Genomic DNA, 12450 nt, shown 5'->3' with positions numbered 1-12450 from the left:
CGGAGGCCGCCCGCGATCCTCACGCCTCGTCGGCGGCCGCGATCCACACGGTGCGCTCCGGCTCCCGCGCCGCGGGGCGGGCAGCCACCGGGGCGCTGCGTCCCTGGGCAAGTTCGGCGAGCTCGGGCGCCTGGGCGGTGTCGTCGACCGTCAGGAACAGGCCGCGGGCGCGGGCAAGGCGGCCGAGGTCGGCCCGGCTCGTCAGCACGCTCTGGGCCGGGCTCGTCAGCAGGGCGAAGACGAGGGGTGCGAGCCACAGGGCGAGCCAAGCATCGCCTGCGTAGGCGAGGCCGGCGACCATCAGGGCGCCGAGAACCAGGGCATCGGCCTGGAGGCGGATCGCCTCCGCCCACGGCACCCGGCGGTCGTCGCGCACCTGCGCGTCCCAGCGCACCACCCGGCCGAGGAAGGTCGAAACGACGGCGCCGGCCGTGAACAGGGTCATCACCGGCCAGAGCAGCACCCACACCGCCTGCTCCAGCGCGGCGCTCTTCAGCAGCGCGGCCGTGCCCCCGAAGGCCGCCCGGCGCTCGGGCGAGGCCAGCACGTGGCCGAGGCTGAGGAGCTTGGGCGCCGCCAGCACCGCCACCGTGAGGGCGGCGAGCGCGTGGGCCGCGGGACCGGTCCCGGTCAGCCCGTAGCCGAGGAGGCCGAGATCGCCCGTCCGGGCAGCCTGCACCGCGCCGAGGGCGAGGTAGGCGATCCAGAGGGGCAGCGCGCCGTAGGACAGGATGCCGACCGCGAGGTGCCAACGGCTCGCGCCGCGCAGGCCCCGCATCGGCAGGACCCGCAGGTGCTGCAGGTTGCCCTGGCACCAGCGCCGCTCGCGGCCGAGGAGGTCGACGAGGTTCGTCGGCATCTCCTCCCAGGTGCCGCCCATCTCGGGCAGCAGGCGCACCTCCCAGCCGGCGCGGCGCAGGAGCGCGCCCTCCACGATGTCGTGGCACAGGATCTCGCCGCCGAGCGGCGCGCGGCCGGGCAGAACCGGGAGCTTCGCGTTCGTCGCGAAGGCCTCGATGCGCAGGATCGCGTTGTGGCCCCAGTAGCTCCCGTCCGGCCCCTGCCAGGTCTCCAGGCAGCGCAGGGCGAGCGGCGCGTAGAGGCGGACCGCGAATTGCTGGATGCGGGCGAACAGGGTGTCGCGGCCGGCCGCGTACGAGACGGTCTGGATGAGGCCCGTGCGGGGGCTCTCCTCCATCAGCCGCACGAGGCGGCGCATGGCCTGGCCCGTCATCAGGCTGTCGGCGTCGAGCACGATCATGAAATCGTATTCGGGGCCGTAGGTCTCGCAGAACTCGGCGATGTTGCCGGCCTTGCGGCCGATGTTCTCGCGCCGGCGCCGGTAGCGGATGCGCGGGATGCCGGGGCCGGCGCCGCGGCGCCAGGCCTCGATGCGGGCGAACTCGTGCTCCTCCACCGCCGCGATCGCGCCGTCGCGGGTGTCGGAGAGCACGAAGATGTCGAGGTCGGAGCCGTCGCCACCCTCGCGCGCGAGGGAGCGCGCCATCACCCGCAGCCCCGCGAACACCGCCACCGCGTCCTCGGCGTGGATCGCCACCACGGCGGCCGTGCGGCTGAGGCCGCTCGCCCGGGTCGGCACCGTGTCGGCCCGGCGCTCCAGCGCCGACCGGGTGCGGTCGCCCAGCAATCCGGCCACGAGGCCGTAGACGTACTGCCACGCCACGAAGGACTGCCAGGCCATCACGAGGCCGAACAGCACGAGCACGGCCGTTGCGAGCGCGGTCTCGGCCGGGTAGGCGAGCGCGGCGAGCCACGCGATGGCGGCACCGGTCGCGAGCGCGGGCACCGCGAGCGCCAGCCGGCGCCCGAGGAGCGAGCCGCGGCCGCCCTCGGGCTGCCAGATCTCGACGGGACGGACCTCCGGCAGCGCCGTGCGTGCCGGCGGAGCGTCGAGCGTCGGTGCGTCGTGCGACAGCGGATCGGTGAGCATCTGCGTGGAACTCGAGCGTGGAGGGACACCGATGCCCGCCCGGAGGAACGAGGATCGATGAGCGAGCACACCGAGGGAAGGAGCGATGACCAGGGACCCGTCGGACCCGGCCCGATGCCGGAGCGCCGCGGAGCGGAACCCCCCTCCCGTCGTCATGTTCTGCGGTCGGCCCTGACTGTGGCCGCCGGTAGCATCGTTCCTAGCGCCATCGACCTGAATGTCGCCAGAACGAAGGCGGAGGACGCGATTCCGGCGCCCTACGGCCCCTCGGACCGGCCGATGACCTTCGCGGCGCTCGCCGAGATCGCCGCCCGTCGCGCCGCCGCGCCCTACAGGGCACCGCCCGAGGACCTGCCCGCGCCGCTGGCGGCCCTCTCCTACGACGGCTACCGCAGCATCGTGTTCCGGCCGGCCCGGAGCCTGCGGCTCGGGCCGGACTTCTCGGCGCAGCTCTTCCACCGCGGCTTCCTGCAGCGCAAGCGCGTGGATCTGTTCGTGCAGCCGCGCACGGGCGGCCCGCGCCCGGTCGCCTACGCGGCCGAGCTGTTCGACCTCGGATCCCGGCTCGCGGGCCAGAGCTTTCCCGAGAGCCTCGGCTTCGCGGGCTTTCGCCTGCACCACGCCTTCGACCCCGCCCGGCCGGACTTCCAGGAAGAGTTCCTGGTCTTCCTCGGCGCCTCCTACTTCCGCCTGCGGGGGCGCGACCAGGAATACGGCCTCTCGGCCCGGGGCGCCGCGATCGGCACCGGCGCGCCGGAGGGCGAGGAGTTCCCGGACTTCGTGGCGCACTGGATCTGCGAGCCGGAGGAGCCCGGCCGCATCACCGTGCTGTCGCTCCTCGACAGTCCGAGCCTGTCGGGCGCCTACCGCTTCGTCATCGCGCCCGGCGAGCCCTCGCGCATGGAGGTCCAGGCCTCGCTGCATCCGCGCCGGAGCCTCAGCCGGCTCGGCCTCGCGCCCCTCACCAGCATGTTCCTGCACGGGCAGAACGGCCCGGGTGCGCGGGGCGCCGAGCCCTTCGACGACTTCCGCCCGCAGGTGCACGATTCCGACGGGCTCGCGGTGGAGACGGCGGCCGACCGGCTGTGGCGGCCCCTCGTCAACGGGCGGCGCGACCCCCGGATCTCGGCCTTCCGGGCCGATCCCCTGGCGGGCTTCGGCCTGCTCCAGCGCGAGCGGAGCTTTGCCGCCTATCTCGACGTCGAGGCCCGGCACGAGGCGCGGCCGGGCCTGTGGGTGCGGCCCGGCGCCGCCCCGAAGGCCGAGATGGTCGCGGCCGGCGCCTCGCCGCGGCCCGGCGCCTTCCCCTGGACGGGCGCTGTCCAGCTCTTCGAGATCCCGTCCCGCGAGGAGTACATGGACAACATCGTGGCGGCCTTCGTGCCCGATGCCCCGGCCGAGCCCGGCCGGCCGCTCGACCTCGCCTACGGCCTCGTCACCGTCGGGGCGGAGCCGGTGCCGGTGCTGCCGGGCCGCCTCGCGCGGGTGGTGTCCACCCGGTTCGGATCGGCCGAGCGCCTGCGCCCGACCGAGCCGCCGAGCCCGCAGCGGCGGCTCTGCGTGATCGATTTCGAGGGGCCGGACCTGCCGAAGGGGCCGGACGACGCCGTCACGGCCGTCGTTTCGGCGAGCGCCGGCACCATGGTCGAGCCCGTGGCGGCCTTGGTGCAGCAGACCGGGGGCTGGCGCATCTACGTCGAGTGGCGCCCGCCCGCCGCGATGCCGGCCGGCGACGTGGTGCTGCGCGCCCACCTCGCCCGCGCCGGCGCCATCCTCAGCGAGACCTGGGACGCGGCGGTCTGAGGGCTCGGCCTCAGGCGAGGCGGCGGTCGCGCTCCAGGCGCTTGCGCAGGCGGGACGCGCCGTGAACGGCGCTGAGACGGAGGCGCGCGGCGTGGATCGGCGGCGCCTGCCGCTCGGCCTGGGTTGCGGCGATCAGCCGGAGGGTCGCCGCGACGGAGCGCTCCAGGCGCTCGGCCGGAAGGTCGATGTCCTGCATGGTGGCGGGGCCCCTTATCGATCCGTTCGGACCGGGCCTTCCTGCGGGACGATGAGGGCGCGGATCGGGTTGCGCCGGGGCCGGAGCGTGGCAGCTTGGCGGCAAGATGGGGGTCTGTGGTGCGACGGGGGCCGCGCGGGCGGCCCCCGGCCGGCGCCTCAGCGCAGGTCCTCGTGCCAGGTGCGCCCGTCCCGCTCGATCAGCGCGATCGCGGCGGTGGGGCCCCAGCTCCCGGCCGCGTAGGGGCGGGGCGCCTCGGGCCGGTCGGCCCAGGCCTTCAGGAGAGAGTCGGCCCAGGCCCAGGCGACCTCGACCTCGTCGCGGCGCATGAACAGGGTCGGGTTGCCGCGCACCACGTCCATCAGCAGGCGCTCGTAGGCGTCCGGGTAGCGCTGCTTGAAGGTCTCCTCGAAGGAGATGTCGAGATTCGTGGGCCTCAGCCGCATGCCGCCGGGGCCGGGGTCCTTCGTCATCACCTCGAGCTTCATGCCCTCCTGCGGCTGCAGGCGGATGACGAGGCGGTTCGGCTCGCGCCCGAAGGATTCCTCGGGGAAGATCGAGAAGGGCGAGGCGCGGAACTGCACCACGATCTCGCTCATCTTGGCGGGAAGCCGCTTGCCAGTGCGCAGGTAGAAGGGCACGCCGGCCCAGCGCCAGGACTGCACCTCGAGCTTGAGGGCCACGAAGGTCTCGGTGCGGCTCTGCGCGTTCGGCCCGAGCTCGGTGAGGTAGCCCTCCACCGGCTTCCCCTCGACGGCGCCCGCCGCGTACTGGCCGCGCACGGTGACCTGCTGCACGTCCTGGGGCGTGATGGGCTTGAGGGCGCGCAGCACCTTCAGCTTCTCGTCGCGCACCGAGTTGGCGTCGAGGTTGAGGGGGCTCTCCATGGCGGTGAGGCAGAGGAGCTGCAGGAGGTGGTTCTGCACCATGTCCCTCAGGGCGCCCGAGGTGTCGTAGTAGCCGGCGCGGCCCTCGACGCCCACCGTCTCGCCTACCGTGATCTGGACGTGGTCGATCACGTCCGCCGTCCAGAGCCGGTCGAAGATGGTGTTGGCGAAGCGCAGCGCCAGCAGGTTCTGGACGGTCTCCTTGCCGAGGTAGTGGTCGATGCGGAAAATCTGCTCCTCGGGGAAGACCTCGCCCACCGCGTCGTTGATGGCGCGGGCGGACTTCAGGTCCTTGCCGATCGGCTTCTCCAGCACGACGCGGCTCTTCTCGCCGATCAGCCCGTGCTTGGCGAGGTTCCGGCAGATCGCGCCGTAGAGGTCGGGGGAGGTGGCAAGGTAGTAGGGCCGCACCTGGTCGGGCCGCTCGGCGAGCTTCTCGGCGAGATCCGCCCAGCCGTCCTCGCCCGCGCCGTCGACGGCCACGTAGTCGAGGTGGTCGAGGAAGGCTGCCAGCGCCTCCTCGGCGAGGTCGTGGCCCGGCACGAAGCGCTTGAGGGCGTCGCGCGCCCGCTCCCGGAAGGCGTCCGGCGTGATCTCCGAGCGCGAGGCGCCGATGATCCGGCTCGTCGGCGGGATCTGGCCGTCCTTGTAGCGGTAGTAGAGCGCCGGCAGCAGCTTGCGGGTCGTCAGGTCGCCGGTGGCGCCGAACACGACGCAGTCGAAGGAGGCGACGGGGATGATGGTGGCCAAGGACGGCTCCCGGGTTCGTGCGGCCTCGAAGGCGGGCGCTCCCAACGCGCCGGCTGCTTCGCCGCCTCGATTATACCCCTCGCAAGGGCTTAGCCAGACGGAGCCCCTCACGAGGGCGGCATATCGCGGCTTGGCGGGCTCCGGTGCGGCAGAGGTTGCAACCGGAGCGGGCCGAGGTGGCGGTCGACCTGCTCAATCCGGGCTCTGCATGTATGTGCCAGCCATGTCGCATATGGCCTGCAGGAACGGCCTGTAGATGGTTTTGTCAGTGAAGTATATCGACGATCTGGAGTTATACCACATTTCGGCAAGATTGTTATCATCGTCTACGTTTTCTAAGACTCTCTTCAGATAGATATCGAGGATTTGCGCCTTTTCCTTGCCGAGCATCCTGAGTGATATTGCAATCGCATCCTCCAGATTGGGCCCATACACCTCGCAATCCTGATGGAAGAATCGGGAATATTCTAGGAATATCTTTTCCATTCTCGCGCTCGACAGGGCATCCCGTTCAGCCCCCTCCGAATATAATACCGAGCCCGACGGGCATCAATAATTTCCTATCGCGGCGCGTATCGACTGGCGTGAGTCTTTTACCCCTCCATGTGCCGCCGGAAGGCCTCGCCGAAATCGGGGTGCCAGCGCGACAGGGCCGGGCGGTTCTCGATGAGGTCGCCGGCCGCCCAGGCGATGCGGCGCTCGTCCTGCGCGCGCGTGGTCTCGTTGTCGGGACAGAGGATGTAGAAATCGCCCGCCGCGAGGCGCGCGAGGAGGAAATTGATCGTCTCCTCGGGCGTCCAGGCGCCGTCCGGCTTGTCGGCGACGCCGCGGGCCTTCGTGAGCCCGGTGTAGACGAAGCCCGGCACGAACAGGTGGGCGCTGGTGCGGCAGCCGTCCCGCCCGCGCAGGTCGTGGGCGAGCGCCTCCGCGAGCACCTTCAGGCCGGCCTTCGAGACGTTGTAGGGGGTGTTGCCGGGGGGCGTGGTGATGCCTTGCTTGGAGCCTGTGACGATCACGGCCCCGGGCCGCCCGCCCGCTATCATCGCCGGCACGAAGCCCTGCACCCCGTTCACGACGCCCCAGAGGTTGGTGTCGAGGATGCGGTGCCAGGTGTCGAGGTCGGAGAACAGCGTGCCCCCGGCCTCGATGCCGGCGTTGAGCATCAGCACGGCGGGCGGACCGCCCTTCAGCACGGCGCCCGCGAGCGCGGCCATGGCGTCCCGGTCGCCGACATCGGTCGGCACCGCCCGCACCTCGACGGCCGCGAGCGCCGCGACCTCGGCGCGGGCCCGCTCCAGCGCTTCGCCGGGCAGGTCGGCGAGCCACACGTTGAGGCCGGCTCCCGCGAAGGCGCGGGCCGCCGCGAGGCCGAGGCCGCTCGCGGCCCCCGTCACCACGGCGGTGCGGCCGGGCTCGATCACGGGGTGCTGGGCCGCGGGGTGCTGGGCCATGATGCTCTCGGTCTCCGGGGCGGGCCCTACAGGGTGGAGCGCCGGGACCGGATGTCGAGGGGCGGCGCCGGTTGGGGGCGCAAGGGGATTTGGTAACCATCCGGACCCATGATCGCCTCGTTCTGCCAGGGGCTCGGAATGGTGTTGCGTTCTCCTCCGTCGTCCGGGCGCCTGCGCGCCGGGCTGTCGCCGATCGTCCTCTCGCCCCTGGTGTTGGTCCTCGCCCTCGGTGCCGCCTCCGCGGAGGGCGTGCCGGGCGCGCCCCAGCCGGTGGCGGCCGCGCCCGCCGGCCAGCTTCCGCCCGTCGGCACGGTTCCCCCGGTGGGGGCCGTCCAGGCCCAGCCGCTGCCCGCTCCGGCGGTCGCGACGGCCCCCGCCCCGGCAGCGCAACCCGTACCGGCTGCCGCGCCGGCTCCCGCCTCGGCACCCTTGCCGGCGCCTGCGCCGGTGCCGGCGGAAGCCGCCGCCGCGCCCGCGAGCCCGGCCCCCGCCCGCAAGGCGCGTCCGGCGCCCGCGCCCCTCGTCTACGCCCGCGTCTCCGAGGACCCGGTGCCGACGCTCGCGCCCTCGACCTTCCTCGACACGCTGCGCCTCGCCGAGCAGTATCAGGCCTACGTGGAGGCCGGCGGCTGGGAGACCCTCCCGGCCGACCTCGCCCTGAAGCCCGGCGCCGCGAACCCGGCGATCCCGAGCCTGCGCCACCACCTCACGCTCACCGGCGACCTGCCGGCCGACGCGCCGCCCTCCGACCGGCTCGACGCGCCGCTCATCGCCGCCGTGAAGGCGTTCCAGGCCCGCCACGGCCTGCCCGAGACCGGCCTCGTCGGCCGCCAGACGCTGGCGGCGCTGAACGTGCCGGCGAGCGTGCGCCAACGCCAGCTCGCGGCCTCGGCCCACCGGCTGATGGGCTCGAACTTCCCGTTCGGGGAGCGCTACGTGGTGGTCAACATCCCCTCCGCCACCGTCGAGGCGGTGGCGGGCGGCACGGTGGCGCGGCGCTACGTGGCGGTGGTGGGCTCGACCGACAAGCCGACGCCGCCCGTCGAGACCCGCATCACCGACATCAACTTCAACCCGACTTGGACGGTGCCGGTCTCGGTGGTGAAGAACGAGATCATCCCGCAGATGCGGAAGAACCCCGGCTACCTCGCCCGGAACCACATCCGCATCCTCGACGGGAAGGGCCAGGAGGTGGAGGCCACGAAGATCGACTGGAGCGGCGAGCGGGCGGCGAACTACACGCTCCGCCAGGATCCGGGCTTCGACAACTCGCTGGGCCAGGTGCGCATCGACATGCCGAACCGCCACGCGGTCTACATGCACGATACGCCCTCCAAGGCCTACTTCACCCGCTCCGTGCGCTTCCACAGCCACGGCTGCGTGCGCGTCGGCGACGTGAAGGCATTCGTGGGCTGGCTCCTCGAGGGCACGCCGGGCCCGAACGGGCCGGGCTCGGCCTGGGGCCCGATCGAGATCGAGACCGGGATCGCCACGGGCGAGCGGCGCGACATCCGCCTGCCGAAGGCGGTGCCGGTCACCTTCGTCTACCTCACCGGCTACGCGACGCCGGACGGGCGGGCGCATTTCCGCGACGACATCTACGGCCTCGACACGCCGCCCGCGCCGGCCGCCCAGGTGTCGGAGCCGGCCACCACCGGCTCGGTGGTCCCGCGGCCTGCCCCGGCGGCGCCCCGGGCCGTCGCGCCGGCGCCGCGCACCGACGGCCCCCGCACGGAAGGACCTCGCACCGCGCCCGCCGTTGCGGTCGCCACGCGCCGTCCGGCCGTGGCGCCCGGGCCGCGCGGGGCCGCGCCGCTGCTGCCCCCCGGCCTCGTCGGGCCGCGGGGCTGACGAGGCTCCCGGAGCCTTGAACGGTTCCAAGGTATCCACCCACCACACCGCAGCCATGCGGGGAGGAACAATCCAGGCCGCCGGCCATTCTGCCGAACGAGAGGTGCCGCACCCCGCACGGCCGCGGTGCCGGCGCACCCCGCCCCTGCAGAACAAGCCCGGAGACATCCATGGCCAAGGCCAAGCCCGTCAGCCGCATCGGCAGCGACCGCCTCAACACCCCGACCGACCTCGATCCGAACGACGTCAAGAAGATCGCCGAGGGCCTCACGGTCCTGCTCTCCGACCTCTTCGCGCTCTACATCAAGACCAAGAACTTCCACTGGCACGTCAGCGGCCCGAACTTCCGCGACTACCACCTGCTCCTCGACGAGCAGTCCGAGCAGATCTTCTCGATCATCGACGCGGTCGGCGAGCGCGCCCGCAAGATCGGCGGCACCACGCTCCGCTCGATGGGCCAGGCCGAGCAGCTGAAGCGCGTTCCCGACAACAACGCCGATTACGTCACGCCCCTCGACATGCTCAAGGAGCTGCGGGACGACAACAAGACCCTCACCGCCAACATGCGCGAGCTGCACGGCGTCACGGACGAGGCCAACGACGTCTCGACCACGAGCCTGCTCGAGGAGTGGATCGACCAGTCCGAGGAGCGCACCTGGTTCCTCTACGAGGCGACCCGCGACGCCGGCCAGGGCGGCCACTGAGCCCCCCAAGACCGCGCATCCCGCGTGACGGCGAGGGCCCCGCACCGAACGGTGCGGGGCCTTTCTCGTTCGCGGCACGCCTACCCGATGTCCAGGCTCACCTTCACGACGCCCGCGTCGTCCGGGTCGCGCCGGTTCGTGAAGCCGAGGCGGCGGCAGATCGCCAGCATCGGGCGGTTCTCGGCGAGCACCGTCCCCTCGACGCGGCGGATGCCCTCGGCGCGGGCCCAGTCCAGCATCAGGCGCATCAGCGCGAAGCCGAGGCCGGTGCCCTTGAGGTCTGAGTGCACGAAGATCGCGTACTCGCCGCTCGCGTGGTTGGCGTCCGCGTGGAGCCGCACGGCCCCGAGCATGCGGGGGGCGCCCTCCGCCTCCTCGGTCGCCACGAAGGCGATGGCGCGGGCGTAGTCGAGCTGCGTCAGGCGCGCCAGGAAGGCGTGGCTGAAGGCGCGCACCGGCGAGAAGAAGCGCAGGCGCACGTCCTCGGGGTCCACGTCCGCGAAGAAGGCGGCGAACATCGCCTCGTCCTCGGGCCGCACCGGGCGCACCCGGACCGGGCGGCCCTTGAGGCTCAGCGTCCGCTCCCACTCGGTCGGGTAGGGGCGGATGGCGAAGCGCGGATGGCCGGAGCCGCGCCCGTTCGGCCAGGGGCCGGCCACGTCGCGCGTCACCCGCACCCGGGCGTCGAGGGCCAGCACGCCGGAGGCGTCGGCGAGCAGCGGGTTGATGTCGAGCTCGCGCACCTGCGGCAGGTCGGCGGCGAGCTGCGCGAGCTTCACGAGGAGCAGCGCGATGGCGCCGTGGTCGGCGGCCGGCACGTCGCGATAGGCGGCGAGCCGGCGCGCCACGCGGGTGCGCCCGATCAGCTCGCCGGCGAGCGCGAGGTCGAGGGGCGGCAGGCCGAGCGCCCGGTCGTCGATCACCTCCACGGCCGTGCCGCCGCGGCCGAACACCACCACGGGCCCGAAGGTCGGGTCCTCGGCGAGCCCCGCGATCAGCTCGCGGCTGTGCCCGCGGCGGACCATCGGCTGCACCGCGAAGCCCGTCACCCGGGCGTCCGGCCGCAGGCGCCGGGCCCCGGACAGGATGGTGCGGGCCGCCGCCCGCACGTCGGCCTCGCTCGTCAGGTCGAGATGGACGCCCCCCACATCCGACTTGTGCACGATGTCGGGGGAGACCACCTTGAGCGCGACGGCGCCGCCGCCCGCGATGATCGGCCAGGCGCTCGCCGCCGCCGCGTCGATGTCGGGCGCGAGGCTCAGGGGCACGGTCGGGATCGCGTAGGCCGCGAGCAGGGCCGAGACCGCCACCGGGTCGAGCCAGCTCGCGCCCTGCCGCAGCGCCCCGGCCACGACCGCGCGGGCGGCTGCCACGTCGGGTTGGAAGTCGCGGGGGAGCGAGTCCGGCGTGCGCATCAGGTCGTCCTGCGCCTCGCGGTAGCGCACGAGGTGGAGGAAACCCTCGACCGCGTCCGTGTCGGTGGCGAAGTGCGGGATGCCGGCGGCGGCGAGCGCCTGTTGCGCATCGGCGTCGGCGCCGAGGGACACGGCGAAGACGGGCTTCCGGCGGCCCTCGCGGCCCCGCGCCGCGCGCACCGAGCCGGCGATCGCGGCCGCGACGGCGCCGCCGTCCGAGCGGGCCGTAGGCACGTGGATCGCCAGCACCGCGTCGCTGTCGCGGTCGGCGAGGAGGGGCCCCAGCGCCGTCGCGTAGGCCTCCCCGTCCGCCTCTATGCCGAGGTCGACGGGGTTCGCCCGCGGCGCGCCGTCGGCCCCGGCGAGGGCGGCGAGGTCGCCGCCGCGATCGGCCAGGCGGTCGGCCGCGAGCGCCCCGACGCCGCGGCCGTTCGTCAGGATCGCGAGGCGCGTGCCCGGGAAGGGCCGCTGCCGCCCCACCGTCTCGACCGCCGAGAACATCTCGTCGAGGCTCTCGACCGCGAGGAGGCCGGCCCGGCGGAAGGCCGCCGCGTAGACGGCATCCGGCCGGGCGAGGGCCCCCGTGTGCGTCTCCGGCCGCTGCGCGGGGCCCTCGGCGAGGTGCCGGCCGGTGCGCAGCACCACCACGGGCTTGGCGCGGGCGGCGGCGCGAGCGGCCGACATGAAGCGGCGCGCGTCCGGCAGGGTGCGCAGGCACAGGAGGATCGCCCGGGTCCGCAGGCAGCCCGCGAAGTGGTCGAGGCAATCCGCGATGTCGACGTCGCTCGCCGCCCCGAGGGAGAGCACCGCCGAGAAGCCGACGCCGTGCCGGGCCGCCCACTCCACGAGGCCGGCCGCCACGGTGCCCGATTGCGAGACGAGGGCGAGGTCGCCCTCGGCCGGCGCGCGGGCCAGGAGGCTGGCGTTCAGCCGCGCGCCCGGCACCGCGAGGCCGATGCTGTCCGGCCCGAGGAGGCGCAGGCCGTGCCGGCGGGCCGCCGCCCAGGCCCGCGGCCCAGGATCCTCCGGCCCATCGCCGAGCCCGGTCGTCAGGATCACGGCGGCGCCCGCGCCCTTCGCGCCGGCATCCGCCACGATGTCCGGCACGGCGGCGGCGGGGGCTGCCACGACGACGAGGTCGGGCGCCTCGGCGAGATCGGAAATCCGGGCGACGCAACGGGCGCCCGCGACGGCCTCGTGGCGCGGGTTGACGGGCCAGACCGGCCCGGCGAAGCCCGCGTCCCTGAGGTTGGCGAGGACCGCCCGCCCGAGGGAACCCTCGCGCTCGCCGGCGCCCGCGAGCGCGATCGAGCGCGGGCGCAGCAGCGCCTCGAAGCGGTAGGTGCTCATGCGTCCGGTCCCGCCCCTGGATTCGGCATCCTCGCGTACCGCGCGGCCCCGGAGGGCCCCGGGTTCCCTCCGCGGCGCCCATCCCCTAGACG

The 12450-nt window shown here is 73.8% G+C and carries 9 protein-coding genes; 3 read left to right on the top strand and 6 right to left on the bottom strand.

Annotated features, from left to right (window positions below):
• Window positions 1–19: 19 nt before the first annotated feature.
• Window positions 20–1951 carry a glucans biosynthesis glucosyltransferase MdoH gene (gene mdoH, locus ACLBXP_RS00675; protein WP_447665590.1) on the bottom strand — a complete coding sequence of 644 codons (1932 nt, stop codon included), beginning with the start codon at window positions 1949–1951 and terminating at the stop codon, window positions 20–22.
• 279 nt (window positions 1952–2230) lie between these two features.
• On the opposite strand from mdoH, the gene ACLBXP_RS00670 reads away from it, so the two are divergent.
• Window positions 2231–3754 carry a glucan biosynthesis protein gene (locus tag ACLBXP_RS00670; RefSeq protein ID WP_447665589.1) on the top strand — a complete coding sequence of 508 codons (1524 nt, stop codon included), beginning with the start codon at window positions 2231–2233 and terminating at the stop codon, window positions 3752–3754.
• Between the two features lie 10 nt (window positions 3755–3764).
• Here the strand turns inward: ACLBXP_RS00670 and ACLBXP_RS00665 are convergent, their stop codons facing one another.
• From ACLBXP_RS00665 to ACLBXP_RS00650, 4 genes are all read right to left on the bottom strand, one after another.
• Entirely contained in the window at window positions 3765–3950 is a 186-nt protein-coding gene (locus ACLBXP_RS00665) for a hypothetical protein (protein ID WP_447665588.1), read from the bottom strand.
• A 158-nt stretch (window positions 3951–4108) separates the two neighbouring features.
• Complete coding sequence (gene zwf, locus ACLBXP_RS00660) at window positions 4109–5587, bottom strand: glucose-6-phosphate dehydrogenase (protein WP_447665587.1); 1479 nt, start codon at window positions 5585–5587, stop codon at window positions 4109–4111.
• Between the two features lie 192 nt (window positions 5588–5779).
• Window positions 5780–6073, bottom strand: a complete 294-nt coding sequence (locus ACLBXP_RS00655) for a hypothetical protein (protein WP_447665586.1) — start codon at window positions 6071–6073, stop codon at window positions 5780–5782.
• Window positions 6074–6180: 107 nt separating this feature from the next.
• Window positions 6181–7038 (bottom strand): SDR family NAD(P)-dependent oxidoreductase, encoded by an 858-nt coding sequence (locus ACLBXP_RS00650; RefSeq protein WP_447665585.1) that lies wholly within the window; start codon window positions 7036–7038, stop codon window positions 6181–6183.
• 138 nt (window positions 7039–7176) lie between these two features.
• On the opposite strand from ACLBXP_RS00650, the gene ACLBXP_RS00645 reads away from it, so the two are divergent.
• Both ACLBXP_RS00645 and ACLBXP_RS00640 read left to right on the top strand, forming a co-directional pair.
• Window positions 7177–8889, top strand: coding sequence for a L,D-transpeptidase family protein (locus ACLBXP_RS00645; RefSeq protein WP_447665584.1), 1713 nt, complete (start codon window positions 7177–7179; stop codon window positions 8887–8889).
• A gap of 170 nt (window positions 8890–9059) precedes the next feature.
• Window positions 9060–9593 carry a Dps family protein gene (locus tag ACLBXP_RS00640; RefSeq protein ID WP_447665583.1) on the top strand — a complete coding sequence of 178 codons (534 nt, stop codon included), beginning with the start codon at window positions 9060–9062 and terminating at the stop codon, window positions 9591–9593.
• A gap of 80 nt (window positions 9594–9673) precedes the next feature.
• On the opposite strand, the gene ACLBXP_RS00635 is transcribed toward ACLBXP_RS00640, so the two are convergent.
• On the bottom strand, window positions 9674–12358 hold the full coding sequence (locus ACLBXP_RS00635; protein ID WP_447665582.1) for a bifunctional acetate--CoA ligase family protein/GNAT family N-acetyltransferase: 2685 nt from the start codon (window positions 12356–12358) through the stop codon (window positions 9674–9676).
• Window positions 12359–12450 lie beyond the last annotated feature (92 nt).

The organism is Methylobacterium sp. A54F, assembly GCF_053346035.1.
Note: the sequence above shows the minus strand (reverse complement) of the source record. Positions and strands in the feature narration are given on the sequence as shown.

Excerpts from the sequence above, each read along its gene's own strand:
- mdoH (WP_447665590.1), bottom strand. The coding sequence starts at position 1,951 with ATGCTCACCGATCCGCTGTCGCACGACGCACCGACGCTCGACGCTCCG.
- ACLBXP_RS00670 (WP_447665589.1), top strand. The coding sequence starts at position 2,231 with ATGACCTTCGCGGCGCTCGCCGAGATCGCCGCCCGTCGCGCCGCCGCG.
- ACLBXP_RS00665 (WP_447665588.1), bottom strand. The coding sequence starts at position 3,950 with ATGCAGGACATCGACCTTCCGGCCGAGCGCCTGGAGCGCTCCGTCGCG.
- ACLBXP_RS00655 (WP_447665586.1), bottom strand. The coding sequence starts at position 6,073 with ATGGAAAAGATATTCCTAGAATATTCCCGATTCTTCCATCAGGATTGC.
- ACLBXP_RS00650 (WP_447665585.1), bottom strand. The coding sequence starts at position 7,038 with ATGGCCCAGCACCCCGCGGCCCAGCACCCCGTGATCGAGCCCGGCCGC.
- ACLBXP_RS00645 (WP_447665584.1), top strand. The coding sequence starts at position 7,177 with ATGGTGTTGCGTTCTCCTCCGTCGTCCGGGCGCCTGCGCGCCGGGCTG.
- ACLBXP_RS00640 (WP_447665583.1), top strand. The coding sequence starts at position 9,060 with ATGGCCAAGGCCAAGCCCGTCAGCCGCATCGGCAGCGACCGCCTCAAC.
- ACLBXP_RS00635 (WP_447665582.1), bottom strand. The coding sequence starts at position 12,358 with ATGAGCACCTACCGCTTCGAGGCGCTGCTGCGCCCGCGCTCGATCGCG.